Source organism: Truepera sp. (assembly GCA_032027045.1).
Lineage (GTDB): Bacteria > Deinococcota > Deinococci > Deinococcales > Trueperaceae > JAAYYF01.
This window is the reverse complement of sequence record JAVSMU010000001.1, coordinates 263,137-280,121: the sequence shown is the minus strand read 5'-3', so window position 1 is coordinate 280,121 and position 16,985 is coordinate 263,137. Positions and strand designations below refer to the sequence as shown.

16 protein-coding genes and 1 pseudogene are annotated in these 16,985 nt (G+C 65.8%); 3 read left to right on the top strand and 14 right to left on the bottom strand.

Annotated elements, in window-relative coordinates:
• The 14 genes and pseudogenes from ROY82_01180 to ROY82_01115 form a co-directional block, all read right to left on the bottom strand.
• Positions 1-318 (bottom strand): hypothetical protein (locus tag ROY82_01180; GenBank protein ID MDT3681077.1); only part of this gene is annotated, 318 nt, incomplete at its 3' end.
• Positions 319-541: 223 nt separating this feature from the next.
• Entirely contained in the window at positions 542-760 is a 219-nt protein-coding gene (locus ROY82_01175; protein ID MDT3681076.1) for a DUF2945 domain-containing protein, read from the bottom strand.
• A 129-nt stretch (positions 761-889) separates the two neighbouring features.
• Complete coding sequence (locus ROY82_01170) at positions 890-1,570, bottom strand: hypothetical protein (GenBank protein ID MDT3681075.1); 681 nt, start codon at positions 1,568-1,570, stop codon at positions 890-892.
• A 153-nt stretch (positions 1,571-1,723) separates the two neighbouring features.
• On the bottom strand, positions 1,724-2,119 hold the full coding sequence (locus tag ROY82_01165) for an EamA family transporter (GenBank protein MDT3681074.1): 396 nt from the start codon (positions 2,117-2,119) through the stop codon (positions 1,724-1,726).
• A 113-nt stretch (positions 2,120-2,232) separates the two neighbouring features.
• Entirely contained in the window at positions 2,233-4,236 is a 2,004-nt protein-coding gene (locus ROY82_01160) for a thioredoxin-like domain-containing protein (GenBank protein MDT3681073.1), read from the bottom strand.
• Positions 4,237-4,415: 179 nt separating this feature from the next.
• The gene (gdhA, locus tag ROY82_01155) at positions 4,416-5,753 is read right to left on the bottom strand and encodes an NADP-specific glutamate dehydrogenase (GenBank protein ID MDT3681072.1); all 1,338 of its coding nucleotides are present in this window, start codon (positions 5,751-5,753) and stop codon (positions 4,416-4,418) included.
• Between the two features lie 154 nt (positions 5,754-5,907).
• The gene (locus ROY82_01150) at positions 5,908-6,645 is read right to left on the bottom strand and encodes an ABC transporter ATP-binding protein (protein ID MDT3681071.1); all 738 of its coding nucleotides are present in this window, start codon (positions 6,643-6,645) and stop codon (positions 5,908-5,910) included.
• On the bottom strand, positions 6,642-7,487 hold the full coding sequence (locus ROY82_01145; GenBank protein ID MDT3681070.1) for an ABC transporter ATP-binding protein: 846 nt from the start codon (positions 7,485-7,487) through the stop codon (positions 6,642-6,644). The genes ROY82_01150 and ROY82_01145 overlap by 4 nt, the downstream gene beginning before the upstream one ends.
• 2 nt (positions 7,488-7,489) lie before the next feature.
• Positions 7,490-8,929: a branched-chain amino acid ABC transporter permease gene (locus ROY82_01140; protein MDT3681069.1), complete on the bottom strand. Its 1,440-nt coding sequence runs from the start codon at positions 8,927-8,929 to the stop codon at positions 7,490-7,492.
• Positions 8,926-9,780: a branched-chain amino acid ABC transporter permease gene (locus ROY82_01135; protein ID MDT3681068.1), complete on the bottom strand. Its 855-nt coding sequence runs from the start codon at positions 9,778-9,780 to the stop codon at positions 8,926-8,928. Before ROY82_01135 ends, ROY82_01140 begins: the two co-directional genes overlap by 4 nt.
• Before the next feature lie 66 nt (positions 9,781-9,846).
• A pseudogene (locus tag ROY82_01130) lies at positions 9,847-9,981 on the bottom strand (branched-chain amino acid ABC transporter permease).
• 272 nt (positions 9,982-10,253) lie between these two features.
• A complete protein-coding gene (locus ROY82_01125) occupies positions 10,254-11,396 on the bottom strand; it encodes an ABC transporter substrate-binding protein (protein MDT3681067.1) in 1,143 nt (380 codons plus the stop codon).
• A 175-nt stretch (positions 11,397-11,571) separates the two neighbouring features.
• A complete protein-coding gene (locus ROY82_01120; GenBank protein MDT3681066.1) occupies positions 11,572-12,606 on the bottom strand; it encodes a 1-aminocyclopropane-1-carboxylate deaminase in 1,035 nt (344 codons plus the stop codon).
• Positions 12,603-13,286 carry a GntR family transcriptional regulator gene (locus ROY82_01115; GenBank protein ID MDT3681065.1) on the bottom strand — a complete coding sequence of 228 codons (684 nt, stop codon included), beginning with the start codon at positions 13,284-13,286 and terminating at the stop codon, positions 12,603-12,605. The genes ROY82_01120 and ROY82_01115 overlap by 4 nt, the downstream gene beginning before the upstream one ends.
• Before the next feature lie 142 nt (positions 13,287-13,428).
• On the opposite strand from ROY82_01115, the gene ROY82_01110 reads away from it, so the two are divergent.
• The 3 genes from ROY82_01110 to ROY82_01100 all read left to right on the top strand — a co-directional run bounded on the left by ROY82_01110 (position 13,429) and on the right by ROY82_01100 (position 16,894).
• On the top strand, positions 13,429-14,982 hold the full coding sequence (locus ROY82_01110; GenBank protein MDT3681064.1) for an ABC transporter substrate-binding protein: 1,554 nt from the start codon (positions 13,429-13,431) through the stop codon (positions 14,980-14,982).
• A 95-nt stretch (positions 14,983-15,077) separates the two neighbouring features.
• Positions 15,078-16,004, top strand: coding sequence for an ABC transporter permease (locus ROY82_01105; protein MDT3681063.1), 927 nt, complete (start codon positions 15,078-15,080; stop codon positions 16,002-16,004).
• An 11-nt stretch (positions 16,005-16,015) separates the two neighbouring features.
• Positions 16,016-16,894 (top strand): ABC transporter permease, encoded by an 879-nt coding sequence (locus ROY82_01100; protein ID MDT3681062.1) that lies wholly within the window; start codon positions 16,016-16,018, stop codon positions 16,892-16,894.
• The last annotated feature ends 91 nt before the right edge of the window (positions 16,895-16,985 follow it).

Sequence of the window (16,985 nt, the reverse complement as noted above, 5' to 3'; positions counted from 1 at the left end):
GGCGGGCACCACGTCGACATGCCCCTGCAGGATGAGTGACCGGCCACCACCCGTGCCGAGCCAGTCCGCGGCAAGGTTGGGGCGCCCCGAGTAGTCCCATTCGGGAGTGGAGAAGCCGGGCAAGTCGGCGAGGGAGTCCGGGGTGACTTCGTACGTTTCGCTCGCCAGCCCCGCGGCGCCCAGCTCGAGCGCGAGCTCACGCTGAACCGGCGCTTCTCCGCCGCGCACACTCGGCAGTGCCACCAGGCGCCGCAAGCAGTCGACCTGCGCACCGAAGTTCTCGTCTACGCGCTTCAAGGCCCGCTCGAGTAGGCTCACGTCACAAGGTCCTCGGCATTTGGCCCGCCGCTACCACGCTGAACCGTGCCCCCACGTCGCCACACCCTGCCAGTATTGCCATGGCTGCGATGGTAACCCACGCGCTATTTCGTGACACCGGGCGCACACCTAGGCTTAGGCGGCGCGGATTCCACGGCGCTTGCGCCGGTGGTTCAGCGCCGGTGGCGCCGGTGGTTGCCCGCGTAGGCCAGAGCGTCCCCCGTCAGCTCTTCAGCTTTGTGAGGGTGGAACCCTTGTGCATCGCCACGTGATCGGTCTTGTCGCTCTCGATCTCGTACTGCGGCTCGTCCTCGCTCGCGTGGACCGTGTAGCCCTTGAACTGGATCTCCTTGGTGACGACGCGCGTGATGTGCCCGCTCACGCGCCCGGCCTCCGAGTTCCAGCTCACGTGGTCACCCACCTCGTAGCGCTTCTGGGCCATCGTCATACCTCCTCGCCCCGCACGCCGTGGGAACGCCAGGACCTCAGCGCCTGCTCCTCGCTGGGGCACTTCAGGATGCGCCGGCACTTGTAAGGCGCGTGGCCTCTCGTCACACGCGACCCGAGTTCCTCACTGACCGAGCAGTTCGAGCGGCAGTTGAGAGCCGAAGACGCGCTCGATGTTGAAGGTCGCCTCGAAGGGCAAGATGTCGTTCGGATTGTGCTCGACCGAGTAACTCTCCTGGAAGCTCAGGGTGCCGAGGATCGTCCCGGTTATCGCGAGGGTGCGCTCGTCGACGACCTCGACGCTGTCGAGTCGCAGCGCCCCTTCCGTCAACGCGTAGAAGTCCGTCGTGCTCCACGATCCGGGGAAGTACCGGACCTCGATGTCGCTCTCAGTGTCGAGCGCAAGCGAGTCGAGATCGAGCGCGAAGTTCATGTCGATCTGGCCGGTCTTGGCGGTCGCGTCCTCGCTGGTGCGGGTACCGATGCTTACGAAGAGCATGGCGGGGAGAAGCACCATGCCGCCCATCTCGAAAGCGTCGGTGATCATCCAGGTGGCCGTGTGCTGCTCAGTGCCCGCCAGCTTCTCCAGCAGCGCCCGCGCCTCGGGGTCGCTGGTGCGCTTCGCGGCGTCCACGGGCACCACCGTTACGTAGGAGCGCATCGTGTGAGCCTTGCCGCCGATGACGGCTTCGAGCGTGCCCGTGGGCACCCAGTCGGGCGCCGTCTGTGCCCAAGCCGGGATAGCAATACCTAAGATAAGAGCCGCAGCAAGCGAAATTATCGATCTTCTTGGATTACGAACCATACTCGATTCTACGCAACTTCGCCGCAATTGGTGGAAGCCGGCGTCTACAAGCTGCCCTTCTCAGGAAACGGACCGGCTTGGATCCGCCCCAAACCTTCCGGGCTCCGTGGCAAGAACGGCCGAAGCCGGCGAGATCCTTGCACCTCCAAACCCTTAGCGCCTACCGGCGGAACGCACCGCCAGCACCACACTCAGCACCACGCTCAACACCACGATCGCCATCCCGAACACGCCCGGCAGCCCGAGCTGCTCGTCCGCGACCACCCTTCCCAACAGAACCGCGACGACCGGGTTGACGTAGGCGTACGAGGTCAGTAACGCGGGTCTGACCCGCGCGTTCAGCAAGAAGACGTAGGCGCTGAAGCCGATCAACGAACCGAACACGACGAGGTACGCGAGCGCGAGGCCGGACGTTAGCGAAGGCACCGCCGCCACGCGCTCGCCACGCAGCAGGCCGAACGGCACGAAGCTGGCGCCGGCGGCCAGCATGAGATACGGCGGCATGTCTACCACGGCGAACTTGATGGCCAGGTAGGTGGAACCCCAGATGACCTAGAGGATGAGGAGCGCGACCGCGACCTCGAACGAGACCGGACCGATGCTTCGCTTCCGGAGGCCCGCCAAGCGAGTCACGGCGGTCATTGTAAGGCGGTGTGCCTTCCTCAGTACCCGCTTGGCAACGCCGGCGGCTGCCAAGCCGCGCGTACGGCCGGCCGCTCCTCCTCGCCCTGCGCGCCACCACTCACTACCTCTATCGGCAGCACGATGCGCGCCGTCCGGATCAGGCAGAGCTCGGCCATCACCTCGCGGCAGTAGTAGAGCGTCACGTCGGCAGTAACGGCGGCGTTGCCCGGCGTGAACGAGGCGGGCACCTCAACCACGAGCGGATAAGTGGGATCATCGACGGCCAGGGCGGCGCCCTCGGAGAGTGTCACGGCGCTGCTCGAACTGCTCCACGCAACCTGTAGGGGCGCCAAGTCGTTCGCCTTGTAGCCGTCGGGCAACGTCAGCTCGAGCTCGATCTTGCCCTCTCCGACGTGCACCTTGGCGACGGGCAGTTTGAGCGTCTCGTCGAACCGTGTGGGCTGGCCAGGCGCGCTGGTCAGGAGACCCTTCGGGTCACTGAGCGCCAGCGTCCTCACGTCGAGGGTGTCGAGGTTCGCCACGCGGATGGCGTTGTTGTTCGTGTCGGCGACGAAGAGCCGGCGTCCGGCCACGCTCAAGCCGCCGGGCTCGTGGAACTGCGCCTCGGCGCCGTCGACCAGCCCGGCCTCACCGGTACCGAAGAGCGTCGTGCTTTCACGCGTGGCTGGATCGATGCGTTTGACTTTGTTGTTGTAGGTGTCGGCCACGTAGAGCTGTCCGCCTGCGTAAGCCAGGCCGGTGGGGTGTTGCAGGCGCACCCGGTCGCCTACCCCGTCGACGTCGCCGAACTCGAACAAGCCCATGCCCACGACCGTGTTCACCGCGCCGCCAGGCTCCACGTCGACGCGGCGCACGGCGCTGGCCTCACTGTCGGCCACGAACAGCTCGTGACCATCGCTCGCCAGGCCGCTCGGCTGGTTCAAACCGGCTCGAAGGGCGGGGCCGTCGCGCAGCTCCTCGCGGCCGCTGCCGGCGTGCAAGTACAACTTGCCGGCCGCCGGGTCGTAGCGCCACACCTGGTGCTGCCCCGCCATGGCCACGAAGAGTTGATCGTCCAGCCAGAGCACGTCCCACGGCGAGTTCAGCCCGCTGCTCGCGTCGACGGTGTCGAGGCCGAAGAGGTAGCGCTGTTGGCCCGTGCCGGCCACCGTGGTCACCGTGCGTTTCTCCAGGTCGACCAACCGGATGCTGTGGTTACCCGTGTCAGCCACGTAAAGCGTGTTGGGATCCGCGAGCGCCATCCCCTGCGGCGCCTTGAAGCCCGCCGCCTCGAAGTCGCCGTCGCGCAGTTCCGCCGTGCCGCTGCCTATCACGGCTTGCACCACCCCTTCGAAGTCGGTCACGACGATGCGGTCGTTGCTGCTGTCGGCTATGAAGAGGCGCTGCCCGGCCGCGTCCGCCAGCACCTTGCCCGGGAAACGCAGGGCCGTCCGGGGCGCCACCACTCCCCGGGAACCCAAGTCCAACCGGGTGCGGTCAAGGGTCCCGCGCTCCGCGAAGGCGTCGATCATGCCGGCGATGTCCTCGTCGAAGGCGTCGTAGACCCCCTCGCCGGCATGCCGGCCCAGGATGTGGCCCTCGGGGTCGATGAGCACGAAGCTGGGCCAGGCCGACACGTTGTACGACTTCCACACCTCGAAGCGGAGGTCGTTGACGATCGGTTCGGTCCGCCCGTAACGCTCGGCCACCAGGCGGATGTTCTCCGTCTTGCTCTCGTTCAGGAACTTGGCAGAGTGCACACCGATGACGACCAGCTCGTCGGCATACTTCCTCTCGAGCGCCTGCAACTCGGGGATCACGTGGATGCAGTTGATGCAGCCGTAGGTCCAGAAGTCGAGCAACACGATCTTGCCTTTGAGGTCATCAAGCGTGAGGGGCTTGTCGGTATTGATCCAGTCGAGCCCCGGCGGGAACTCGTGAGCCGGCGCGGTGCCCACGTACGGCCCGGCGGCCGATCTGCGCGTCGCGAGCACGCCGATGAGCGCCGCGAGCACGCCTACGAGGATTAGTAACCTCTTCATGACCCGATGATAGTGGCGCAATCACCAACTCGGTGTCTGGCGCACGGTGCCGCGCCCAAGCATCCGGGTACGGCGGAAGGAGGCGCGCACATACACCCGGGTACGGCAGAAGGAGCCGCACGCGAGCACCCGGGCACGGCGGAAGGGGCACCACGCGGTCGCCCGTTAGCGGGCCCGCCCTACACGACGCCCAGCATCAGCATCGCCACCGCCACCTTGCGAAACGAGGCGATGTTGGAGCCCAGCACGTAGTTGCCCGGCTCGCCGAACTCGGCGGCCGTCTCGAAACAGACGGTGTGGATGTCGGTCATGATCTCGCGCAGCCGCTCATCCGTGTAAGCGAAGGTCCAGGCGTCACGGCTGGCGTTCTGCTGCATCTCGAGCGCCGAGGTGGCCACGCCGCCGGCGTTCGCGGCCTTACCCGGCCCGAACGCCACGCCGGCGCCGATGAACGCGTCGATCGCGTCCGGGGTACACGGCATGTTCGCGCCCTCCCCGAGGGCGAGCAGGCCGCCTTCGATCAGGCTCTTGGCGTCGCTCCCGTCGAGTTCGTTCTGCGTGGCGCTCGGGAACGCGAGGTCACAGGGGATGTGCCAGATGTTGCCGCCGCCGCGGTACTCGGAGCCGGGGTGGTGCTGCACGTACTCGGCGATGCGGCGGCGCTGCACCTCCTTGAGACGCTTCACCGTGGCGAGGTCGATGCCCTTCGGGTCGTACACCACGCCGTTCGAATCGGAGCAAGCGACGACCTTGGCGCCGAGGCGCTCCAGCTTCTGCATGGTGTAGATGGCCACGTTGCCAGAGCCGGACACCACGCACGTCTTGCCCTCCAGGGTCTCGCCGCGCGCCGCTAGCATCTGCTCGACGAAATAGACGCAGCCGTAGCCCGTGGCCTCGGTGCGCACGAGCGCCCCGCCGATCGCGAGGTTCTTGCCCGTCAACACCCCCGACTCGTAGCGGTTGGTGATGCGCTTGTACTGTCCGAACAGGTAGCCGATCTCGCGCTGGCCCACCCCGATGTCGCCGGCCGGCACGTCCGTGTACTCGCCGAGGTGGCGGTAGAGCTCGGTCATGAAGCTCTGGCAGAAACGCATGATCTCGCCGTCGCTGCGGCCCTTGGGGTCGAAGTCCGACCCCCCTTTGGCGCCGCCTACCGGCAGCCCGGTCAGGGCGTTCTTGAAGGTCTGCTCGAACGCCAGGAACTTCATCACGCCGAGGTTGACGCTGGGGTGGAAGCGGAGCCCGCCCTTGTAGGGACCCAGGGCGCTGTTGAACTCGATGCGAAAACCGCGGTTGACGTGCACTTCGCCCTGATCGTCGGTCCAGGGCACCCGGAAGATCAGCTGGCGTTCTGGCTCTACCAGTCGTTCGATCAGGTGCTGGTCCAAGAGTCGTGGCTGCTTGGCGAGCAGGGGTCCCAGGCTTTGGAAGATCTCTCCCACCGCCTGCAAGAACTCGCCCTCCCCGCGGCTGCGGCGCTCGACGACGTCGAAGATCTCGCTCAGCGCTTCCGTCATGTGGCTGCCAGCCTCCCTATCACCGCTAATTCATGCGCGTGAGCGCTAGAAGTAGCGGGTAGGGACCGAATCTACCACCAGTTCGCCGCGTTGGGCCAATATCACATGGCAGCGCTTGTTCCTACGCTGCTTGCAGATGAGAGTACACAGGTTCTCAGGTCTCGCCGAGGTACGCCCGTTTCATGCCCTCGTCGGCCAACAACTCGCCGGCCGGGCCCGACAACACGACCTCGCCCGTCTGCAGCACGTAGCCGCGATCGGCGATGGACAGTGCCACGTTGGCGTTCTGCTCCACCACGAACACGCTGATGCCGCGATCGTTCACTTGCTTGATGATCTCGAAGATGCGCTCCACGAACAGCGGCGCCAGGCCCATGCTCGGCTCGTCCATGAGGATCAGCCTGGGCCGGCTCATCAGCGCGCGTCCCATGGCCAGCATCTGCTGTTCTCCCCCACTCATGGTTCCGCCCTGTTGGTGAAGCCGTTCCCCCAACCGAGGGAACAGTTCGAAGACGTAGGCGAGGTCCTCCTCGGTCTCACCACCGCGCTTGCGCAAGTAGGCGCCCATCTCGAGGTTCTCCCTCACCGTCATCTTCGGGAAGATGCGGCGGTTCTCGGGAACGACCGCCATGCCACGAGCGATCCGGTCCGACGTGCTGAGGGCATCGGCGCGCTCACCGCGGAACCAGAGTTCGCCCTCGCTGAGGCCCACGATGCCCAATATGGTCTTGAGCGTCGTGCTCTTACCGGAAGCGTTGCCGCCCAAGAGACACACCATCTCACCCGGATAGATGACCATGTCAACGTCGTGCAGCACGCGGATGGGGCCGTAATGCGTCGTCACGCCCTTCAGTTCGAGCAGCGGCTCGTGGACCTGCGCCCCGTCGCTCATGGTCGTTCCTCGTCGGTGGGACCATGCGCCACCATGCCATCGGCGGCCTGCGCGCGGGCAACCGGACTGGTCTTGTCGGAGCGTTTACCCAGGTACGCCTCGATCACGGCTGGGTCGTTGACCACGTCGTGGTACGAGCCCTCGGCCAGTTTGCTGCCGTAGTCGAGGACTATGACGCGGTCACTGATGTCTTTCACCAGGTTCATTTTGTGTTCGACCAGCAAGACCGTGTAACCACCCTCGTCACGCATGCGCCGGATGATCTCGGTGATCTCGCGCGTCTCCTTGGGGTTCATGCCGGCGCTCGGCTCGTCGAGGAGCAGCAGCTTCGCGCCCGTCGCCATGGCACGAGCCATCTCGGTGCGGCGGCGGTTGGCATAAGAGAGGACCTCGACGGGTTGGTGCAACCGGAAACCCATCAGGCGTGGCCCGAAGAAGGCCAGCTTCTCCAGCGCCAGGTCATGCATCACGAGTTCTTGCTTCAGGTAACCGGGAGTGCGGAAGACCGACGACACCCAGGTGGACTTCAGCTTGTGGTGTTGCGGTATGAGGACGTTCTCGAGAACGGTCAGCTTCGTGAAGAGCCGCAGGTTCTGGAAGGTCCTGGCCACCCCTCGGTCGACGATGGCGTTGGGGCGTAGGCCCTTGAGGCTATGGCCCTCGAAGCGGATGTCGCCTGAGTCGGGTTGGTACACCCCCGTTATCAGGTTGAACACCGTCGTCTTGCCCGCGCCGTTGGGGCCGATCACGCTGACTATCTCGCCCTTCCCCAACTCGAAGGAGAGGTCGGAGATGGCCTGCAGGCCGCCGAAGGCCTTGCTCACGTTGCGCACCTCGAGCATGCTCACGGCTTCACCTCCTCGTTGTCGTCGGCATCTTCTTGCTTGCCGGCTAGCGCCGGGTTGGAGAGCCACGCGTCCTGGCGCTTCTCCTCCTCGGTGGGCTCGTCCAACCGCTCGCGGAAGAGCCAGGCCCAGCTGAACTCCCGGCGCCCCATGATGCCCGAAGGGCGCAGGATCATTATGGCGATGAGCACGACGGACAGCGTGATCGCGCGCATGCCGAAGCCTTGCCACCTCGTTTGCAGGCTCGCCAGATCGCTGCCATAAAGGCCGAACAACGCCAGGCCGACGCCGAGAAGCGCGGGCACGTAGACGAGCGGGTTCAGCTGCGGCCTGAGCCTGCGCGTGCGCCGGATTATGTAGGCGATCACCGCGAGGGCCACGAGGACGGCCCCGGCCGCCACCACCCACGTGCTCAACGGGTACGACTGCTCGAGCGGGTCGCCGTACTGCCTCACCCAGACGACCAGCGCGGTGCCCAGGAGGACGCCGGTGATCGAACCCGTTCCCCCCACGCTGATGGCCACCAGGAAGTAGAAGGTCAAGAAGAAGAGGAAGAGGTCGAGGCGCGCCGTGCCCACCCAACTCACCCAGAGTCCGCCGGCGACGCCCGCGAAGAACGCGGAGATGGCGAACGCCAGGACCTTGTGATACGAGGTGTTGACGCCCATGGCCTCGCTCGCGATCTCGTCCTCCCGGATGCCCTGCAGCACCCTGCCGTAAGAGGAGTACTTGAGCCGCGCCATCACGAAGATGGTGATGGCGAGGAGGCCGAACGTCCACCACACGCTCTTGCCGAACGAGGAGGGCACGCCCGCGAACCCGAGAGCGCCGTTCGTGAACGACGACATCATGGGCGTGGAAGCGAGCAGCCTGATGGCCTCCCCGAAGGCGAAGGTCACGATGGCGAGGTAGTCGCCCCTCAACCTCAGGGACGGAAACCCGACGATCACGCCGAACAACGCCGCCATGATGCCGCCGATGAAGAGGGCTATCAAGAACCTGGCCCACAGCGTCTCGGGGGTGGTCAAGGCGTCGAGGCCGACGCCTCGCAGCATGTTCTCCACCGACAGCCCGATGGAGAAGTCGGAGAGGTTGCTGCGGGCGCTGCTGGCGAGCGTCTCGCGCGTGGCGGCCGGCAGGATGAGGAGGCCGGTGGTGTAACCGCCAACCAGCATGAAGCCGTGGTGGCCCAGCGACAAGATCCCCGTGACGCCGTTGACGAGGTTGAGGCTCACGGTGGCTATGCCCCAGATGGCGAACAGCGCGAAGACCTGCTTGAGCTTGGAGCTGGTGCCGCCGTCCACCAACAGCAGCACGAGCACCGTCAGGGCCAGGCCACCCAGCGTCAGCAGCGTGTTGCGGGTTCGCCGCTTGGTGTAGTGGGGGACGTACGCGGCGGGGGCGGGTACGGGCGGCGCGCCGTCGAGAGGGGGCTTCATACCTTCTCCGAGAGGTCTTCGCCCACGATGCCGCTAGGCCGGATCAACAGGATGAGGATCATGGCGAGGAACGCGAACGTGTCCTTGTACTCGGTGATGCCGCCGAAGGCCGCGGTGCGGGGGAACAGCGCCGTGAGGAAGTTCTCCAAGAACCCAAGCAGGACGCCACCCACGACGGCGCCGGGCAGGCTGCCGATGCCGCCGATGACGGCCGCAGCGAACGCCTTGATGCCGGGCAGGATCCCGAAGATGGCTGGTTGGTTGATGCTGCCGAAGGTCATGCCCCAGAGCACGCCGGCGGCGGCGGCCAGCATGGAGCCCAACAAGAACGTGGTCGCTATCACGCGGTCGACGTTGACCCCCATCATCTGGGCGGTCTCGGCGTCCTGGGCGGTGGCGCGCATGGCCTTCCCGAGGCGCGTGCGCGTCACGAACAGCGTCAGGGCCACCACGAGAACGGCGGTGACGACCGGCACGAGGACGATCATCCATGACGTGTACAGAGGTTCACCGAACACGTTGAACTGAAGCATGCTCGTCCAGAAGGACTGTGGCCTGAACGGCGTCTGGCGGTTTGAGAAGGCCAGGATGCCGAAGTTCTGCAGGAAGAACGACACGGCGATGGCCGTGATCAGCATCGAGTTCCTGGGGGCGCCCCTCAACGGCCGGTAGGCCACTCGGTCTATGGTCATGCCCAGCACGCCCGTGATGAACATGGACGCCACCATGGCCGCGAACCAGCCGAGTTGAGTGGAGGCGAGGGCGAACGTGACGACCGCGAACGCGATGAGCGCCCCGGCCAGAACGATCGGGTCGCGCTTCTCGGTCCTGAAGAAGCCGAGGAACTGCATGACGCCGTAACCCACCGCGGCGCCCACCAAAACGGCGACCGGCCAGGAGTAGGGCGTCTTCGTGAACAGGAAATAGGCGGCGAAGGCCCCGACCATGAACACCTCGCCGTGCGCGAAATTGATGAGCCGGATGATGCCGTAGACCATCGTGTAGCCGAGCGCTATGAGCGCGTACAGGCTGCCGAGCTGCAAGGATCTCACGACGGCGCCCGAGAAGAAGGCGGCGTTGAAGGTCTCGTTTACACCATGAAGATAGAACATGCGCCAGGCGATCAACCCCAGCCCTACCAGGCCGATCAGCCATGGAAGCCAGGGGCGGCGCTTGGGGGAGGTTGCGCTTGCCGACAAACCCTACTCCGTCCTTACTAGCCCGCTACTCTGGTTGACTCTGATCGAAGCACGAACCGTTCGCGGCAAGGGGCCGAGGCGCCCTTGCCGCGAACGCATGAGGTTCTAACTGGGTCGGGCCCCGCTCACTCGAGCGAGATGCCCTTCAGCACGACCTTGTCCCACGTGCCGTCGGCGTTGACCTTGTAGGCGTACAGGCCCATGACGCGGTTGGCAGGGGTGCCGTCGGTGCCGGCGAACGTGATGTCACCGGACACGCCGGGGAAGTCCTTGAGGCTGGCGAGGGCGTCCCGCACGGCCTTGTGGTCGGTGCTGCCGGCGTCTTCGATGGCCTTCATGAGGACCTTGTAGGCGTCGGCGCCCGCGAGCGTGAAGCCCGTGAAGTGATCGAGGGAGTAGTCCTTCTCGAAAGCCGCGCGGAACTCGCCGGCCCGCTCGGCCGCGGCGCCGGTGAGCACTTCCGGTTCACCGAAGGACGTGAAGGTGAAGCCGTCGAAGGCGGTGCCGCCACCCTCGGGGCACTGCGAGTCGTCGGACGCGTCGCCGCCCAGGATCGGCTGGTTGAAGCCCTGCTGGCGGAGCTGCGGCACGAGCGAGGCGGCCTCGGCGCAGAAGCCGGTGTAGTAGATCATGTCGGGTGCGAACGACCGCAGGTTGTTGATCTGCGCTGAGAAGTCTACGTTGTTGGAGGTGTAGTCGAGCACCGTGGTGGTGCCGCCGAAGCCCTCGAAGGCGTCCTGGAAGAAGGAGGCAAGGCCCACGCTGTAGTCGTCGTCCTGCTGACGGAAGATGGCGACCTTGCGCGCGCCGACGTCGTTGTAGGCGTACTGCGCTGCCACCGTGCCCTGGAACTGGTCGGTGTAGGGGATGCGGAAGATGTAGTCGCCGATCTGCGTAGTGGCGGGGTTGGTGGAGCCGGTGCTGATCATCACGGTGCCGGCGGGCTGCAGGACCTCGGCAGCGGGGATGGAGTGGCTGGAGGAGTAGGAGCCCAGGACCGCCACGACGCCCTCGTCGAGGAAGCGGTTGGCGCAGGCCACGGAGCCCTCGACCGTGCTGGCGTTGTCGCAGACCGACAGTTCGACGTTCATGCCGTTGACCGTCGGCTGCTGCTCATGCGCGACCTTGATGCCGTCCAGGGTGTCGTTGCCGGTGACGGCCATGCGCCCGGACAGTTCCAGGAACACTCCCACCTTCACGGTCCCCTGGGCTAGTGCCAGGCCGGCCATGGCGAGCGCAAGGACGAGCGTTAATGTCAATCGCTTCATATCTACTTCCTCTCCCACGAACGTGCTGTCGTGTGGCGCAGGTGGCGGACCTTCGGTCTACAGGGCCAATTGCACCGCCTCGACACCATACTTTATTCGTCGTCGCACTATAACTTGACGGCCGCCCCGTGTTGTCAACGCGCGCGCCGCCCCCTTCACGCAAGCCTTAGTCGCCTCAGCCGTTGCGGTAGAGGTAGCTGTACGCGTTGATCGCGGGCACTCCGCCGAGGTGAACGTACAAGACGCGCGCGCCGTCTTCGAAGAAGCCGTTGCGCGTGAGGTCTATCAACCCCTGCATCGACTTCCCCTCGTAGACGGGGTCGGTCATCATGCCCTCGGTGCGCGCGGCGAGCCGGATGGCAGCGTTGGTCTCGTCGGAGGGAACACCGTAGGCGGGGTACGCGTAGTCGGTGTTGAGGATCACGTCGGCCGCCGTCAGGCTCTCGCCCAGCTCGACCTTCTCGGCTGTGGCCTTGGCGATGCGCAGTATCTGGTCGTGCGTCTGTTCCGGCGTGGCCGAGGCGTCTATGCCGATCACTTTGCGCGCCCGGCCGTCCGCCGCGAACCCGACCACCATGCCGGCCTGGCTCGAGCCCGTGACGCTGCACACCACTACGTAGTCGAACTTGAAACCGAGCGCGGCTTCCTGTTCGCGCACCTCATCGGCGAAGTTCGTGAAGCCGAGGCCGCCGAGCGGGTGGTCCGAGGCGCCGGCGGGAATGGCGTAGGGTTTGCCGCCTCGTTGGCGCACCGCCTCGAGCGCCCGCTCCCAGCTCTCGCGGATGCCTATGTCGAACCCCTCGTCGATCAGCTCGACCTCGGCCCCCATGACACGTGACAGAAGTATGTTGCCAACCCGGTCGTACACGGCGTCGGGAAACGGCACCCAGCTCTCCTGCACGAGGTGACACTTGAGACCGAGCTTGGCGGCCACCGCAGCGACTTGCCGCGTGTGGTTGGACTGCACGCCGCCGATGGTCACCAGCGTATCCGCGCCCTGCGCTAGCGCCTCGGGCACCAGGAACTCGAGTTTCCTCACCTTGTTGCCCCCGAACGCGAGCCCCGAGTTGCAGTCCTCGCGTTTGGCGTAGAGCTTCACTTTGCCCCCAAGCGCTTCCGACAGGCGCGGCAGTTCCTCGATTGGGGTCGGACCGAACATGAGCGGGTAACGCTCGAACTTCGCTGTCAGCTTCGTGCCTCTGGTCATCATGGCCTGCCTTCCCGAGCCCGCGGCTCGTCGCTCGTTTGGTTCCGCTGCCGAAGGTAGGCCTGTGACTCCCTGGATGCCTGAGCCAGGTGGCGCTTCAGAACGGACTTGGCCCGACGCAGGTCGCGTTCGCCGCACGCCTCGAGCAGTTCGCGATGCTGCGCCTGAGAAGTCCGGCCGTGATCTTCGTCCGCCAAGTACATGAGCAGGTAACGCGCCACACTGTGGTGGAGGCTCTGCAGAGTCCGCAGGAGGGTAGGCATGCCGGCCGGCCGGTAAAGAGCCGCGTGGAACTCCCAGTTGAGCTGCGGCCACTCGCTTGGGTCGCGCGCCTCGGCTAGGTCCTCCAGCGCAGCCTCGGCCCGCCTCAGGTCCGCGGCCGTGAGGCGCGGTATAGAGCCCGTGAGAGCGAGTTCCTCCAGTGCAGCACGCATGGCGTACACCTCGGCTACCTCCTCGGCCGAGGCTCCCAGCACGAGCGAACCGCGGTTCTGGTGGAACGCCACCAGGCCCTCGCTCTTGAGCTGCTGCAACGCCTCGCGGACCGGGATCTTGCTCACCCCGAATCGCCGGGCTAGTTCGTCCTGCCTCAGCGGCTCACCGTCCTCGTAGTTGCCGGCAGCGATCTCTGCGCGCAGGCGCTCGGCGATGCGATCGGAGGTGGTCGGTGCGTCATCGAACATCTCGCAAAATCGTATACGCGTATACGCCCCCTCGTCAACTCTTCGGACCCCAGGCTCCTCGCCCAGACCCACCTAGTGCGACCCAGGCGGACGTGCTAGAGTCCTGGGCGACAAAAGCTAATGGAAGGTTGGTGGTTGGCACGTGAGACGTCCGTTCGTGCTGGTTCTCGCGCTTCTCATGAGCGTCTGGGCTCTTGCCGGGGCTCAAGGAACGCTACATCTTTCGACGAGCGAAGACTGGGAGACCCTCGACCCCGCCTTCGCTTCCGGCGTGCAGACGGGCGCCATGGTGGCCAAGCTCTACGACGGCCTCATGCGCTACGACTTCTCGAGTACCGACGTGGTGCCGGACCTCGCCGAAACCGTCGACGTCAACGACGACGCCACCGTATTCACCTTCACGCTGCATAAGGGCGTCAAGTTCCACGATGGCAGCCTGTTGCACGCCAGCGACGTCAAGTATTCGTTCGAGCGAGTGCTCGATCCCGACACGGCCAGCCCCCTGACCTGGGTGTTCGAAGATGCCAAGATCAGTGGCACGCAAGCGTTCGTGGACGGCGAGGCCGACCACGTCAGCGGCATAGAGGTCGTGGACGACAACACCGTGCGCATCACGCTCGACGCGCCTTACGCCATGTTCCTCTTCCACCTCGCCATGCCCGCGGCGGCCATCGTGCCCGAGGCAGTGGCCGGCAAGCTGGCGGCCGGCGAGGACATGTCGAGCAACCCCGTGGGCACGGGTCCCTTCAAGCTGGCCGCACGGCTGCGAGATTCGAGCCTGGACCTGGCAGCCTTCGAGGACTACTTCGCGGGCCGCGCCAAGATCGATGGCGTGAGCTACCGGATCATCACCGACCCGCTTATCGCCTGGAACGAGTACCTTGCCGGGAACCTCGACGTCACGAGCATCCCCTCGGCCAACTTCCAGGAGATCATCAATGACCCGAAGTTCGCCGACCAGATCGAGTCGACCGCCGAGCTGGCCGTCTACTACTTCGCGCTCAATCAGCGCATCGACGTCTTCAAGGACGTGCGGGTGCGCCGCGCCGTGGCCATGGCCATCGATCGCCAGGCCATCATCGACGGCCCCTACAACGGCACCGACCAGCTCGCCAACGCCCCCATCCCGCCCGGGCTTGCCGGCTACGACCCGACGATCGAACCCATCCCGTACGACCCCGAGGGCGCCAAGGCGCTACTCGCGGAGGCGGGCTACCCGAACGGCTTCGACATGGAGATCTGGTCCACGCGCTCCGAGACGACCGTTGCCGTCAACGAACTGATCCAGTTCTTCCTGAGTGAGGTCGGCATCAATGCGACCATCAATCAGGTCGACTTCGGGACCCTGATAGACGGCGCCATCAACGGCCGCGCCCCGGCCTTCTACCTCTCCTGGTTCGCCGATTACGCCGACGCCTACAACTTCCTCCACCCGCTCTACGTCGCTAGCGGCGCGAACCGCTACGGCTACTCGAACGCCAAGGTAGCCGAGCTCCTCGCCGAGGCGGCCACCAAGGCCAACCTCGCCGACCGCGTGCCGCTCTACAAGGAAGCCCAGCGCCTGATCGTGGGCGACGTGCCGGTCGTGTACATCCGCTACCCCGTGTCTTACACGGTGGTGCGGCCCGGTGTGACGGGGGTCCTCAATCACCCCATCTTCAACGCCGACAAGTTCACGCTTGTCGAGCTCCCTTGAGCTAGCCCATGCGTGGCCGCGGGGCGGGGTCCTGACGGGCCCCGCCCCGCTTTCCACTCCTGACGCATGAAGGCCACCCGCAGGCATATCTTCCAGTGCTCGTATACGTAACGAAGCGCCTCTTCCAAGCCATCCCCGTGCTGTTCGGGGTAAGCCTGCTCACGTTCATCATGATGATCTTGGTGCCGGGCGACCCAGCACAGAAGCTCCTCGGCCAGCGCGCCAGTCCCGAGGCGGTGCAGGAGCTGCGCACCCGCTTGGGACTGAACGACCCGCCCGTGCAGCAATATCTGCGGATCATGAGCAACATAGTGAGGGGTGACCTCGGCCGCTCCGTCATCACCCGTGAGCGCGTGATAGACGAGATGCGAAACCGCTTCCCCGTCACCCTGAAACTCGCCCTGCTGGCGATGGCGTTCTCGACCACGACGGGCGTCCTCGTGGGCATGGTGGCCGCGCTTTACCAGAACCGCCTGCCGGACCGGGTCCTCATGTTCATCACCCTCACCGGTATCAGCGTGCCCGTGTTCTGGTACGCGCTCATCGCCATCTTGTTGGTCGTCTTCAAGCTGAGGTGGTTGCCGCAGACCGGCATCGGCGACGGCAGCCTCACCTACTACTGGCTCCCGGCGTTCGTGCTGGGCACGCGCGCGTCGGCCTTCATCGCGCGCATCACGCGCTCGGCGATGCTCGAGGTCATCCGGCAGGACTACGTCCGGACCGCCAGGGCGAAGGGCCTCTCCGAGAGGACAGTCACCTTCAAGCACGCGGCGCGGAACATCGCGGTGCCCGTGGTCACGGTCGTCGGCCTCGACCTGGCCTCGTTCATCGACGGGGCGTTCTTGACGGAGTACGTCTTCAACATCCCGGGGCTCGGCCGTTACGGCCTGACCTCACTCCTCAATCGCGACCTTCCGGTCATGATCCCGCTAGTCATCTACACGGCCACGCTCTACATCGCCGCCAACCTGCTCGTCGACATCCTTTACGGGGTAATCGACCCGCGGATCAGGTACGACTAGTGGACGGCGCCTTGACCAACGACGCTCTGGAGACGCGCGCGCTCTCCTCCTGGGGCATAGCGTGGCGGCAGATCCGCCGCGACCCCGGCGCCCTGATCGCCGCCGGGGTGATAGTGGCGCTCATCCTGGTCGCGATCTTCGCGCCGCAGATCGCCCCCAGCGACCCGGCCCGCCCGGACCGCGCCACCGGCTTCCGCGCCGTGGCGCCAAGCGCTGAGCACCTGCTCGGCACCGATCGCGCCGGCCGCGACGTCCTCTCGCGCCTCATCTACGGCGCTCGCGTGAGCCTCGCCGTGGGGTTCGGGTCGCAGCTCCTCTCCCTCGTCTTCGGCATCGCCTTCGGGCTCACCGCCGGCTACTTCGGGGGGCTGGTGGACACCCTGGTGTCCCGGCTCATCGAGGTGCTCCAGGCGTTCCCGAGCCTGCTACTCCTGATAGTCCTCTCGGTGACCATCGGCCCCGGGTTGGTTACGGCCTACATCGCGCTGGGGATCGTGGGCTGGTCGGGGGTGGCGCGGCTGGTGCGGGGAGAAACGTTGAAGGTGAGGAACGGCGAGTACGTGGAGGGCGCGAGGGCACTGGGGGCCCGGAACGCCCGCGTGATAGTCATGCACGTCCTCCCCGCCGTGATGCCGAGCCTCATCGTCGTCTATTCGATAGGCGTGGGTGGCGCCATCGTGGGCGAGGCGACGCTATCGTTCCTGGGCCTGGGCGTGCAGCCGCCCACGCCCTCGTGGGGCCAGATGATCGCCGACGGCCAGAGCTACCTGACGACGGCCTGGTGGATCAGCGTCTTCCCGGGCGTCGCCATCGCCATAGTCGTGCTCGCCTTCAACTTCCTGGGCGATATCCTTCGTGACGCGCTCGATCCGCGCATGCGGGGGAGATGAGGCGCCGTAGGCGCCCAAGCAAGCCGAACTCGCGCTCGATCCGCGCATGCGGGGGAGATGAGCCGGAGCGAGTGGCGCCGTCGCCATGACT

Bases quoted from the DNA above. Each gene is read 5' to 3' on its own strand.
- ROY82_01175 (MDT3681076.1), bottom strand. From the start codon at position 760: ATGGCCCAGAAGCGCTACGAGGTGGGTGACCACGTGAGCTGGAACTCG.
- ROY82_01170 (MDT3681075.1), bottom strand. From the start codon at position 1,570: ATGGTTCGTAATCCAAGAAGATCGATAATTTCGCTTGCTGCGGCTCTT.
- ROY82_01160 (MDT3681073.1), bottom strand. From the start codon at position 4,236: ATGAAGAGGTTACTAATCCTCGTAGGCGTGCTCGCGGCGCTCATCGGC.
- gdhA (MDT3681072.1), bottom strand. From the start codon at position 5,753: ATGACGGAAGCGCTGAGCGAGATCTTCGACGTCGTCGAGCGCCGCAGC.
- ROY82_01150 (MDT3681071.1), bottom strand. From the start codon at position 6,645: ATGAGCGACGGGGCGCAGGTCCACGAGCCGCTGCTCGAACTGAAGGGC.
- ROY82_01145 (MDT3681070.1), bottom strand. From the start codon at position 7,487: ATGCTCGAGGTGCGCAACGTGAGCAAGGCCTTCGGCGGCCTGCAGGCC.
- ROY82_01140 (MDT3681069.1), bottom strand. From the start codon at position 8,929: ATGAAGCCCCCTCTCGACGGCGCGCCGCCCGTACCCGCCCCCGCCGCG.
- ROY82_01135 (MDT3681068.1), bottom strand. From the start codon at position 9,780: ATGCAGTTCCTCGGCTTCTTCAGGACCGAGAAGCGCGACCCGATCGTT.
- ROY82_01125 (MDT3681067.1), bottom strand. From the start codon at position 11,396: ATGAAGCGATTGACATTAACGCTCGTCCTTGCGCTCGCCATGGCCGGC.
- ROY82_01120 (MDT3681066.1), bottom strand. From the start codon at position 12,606: ATGATGACCAGAGGCACGAAGCTGACAGCGAAGTTCGAGCGTTACCCG.
- ROY82_01115 (MDT3681065.1), bottom strand. From the start codon at position 13,286: ATGTTCGATGACGCACCGACCACCTCCGATCGCATCGCCGAGCGCCTG.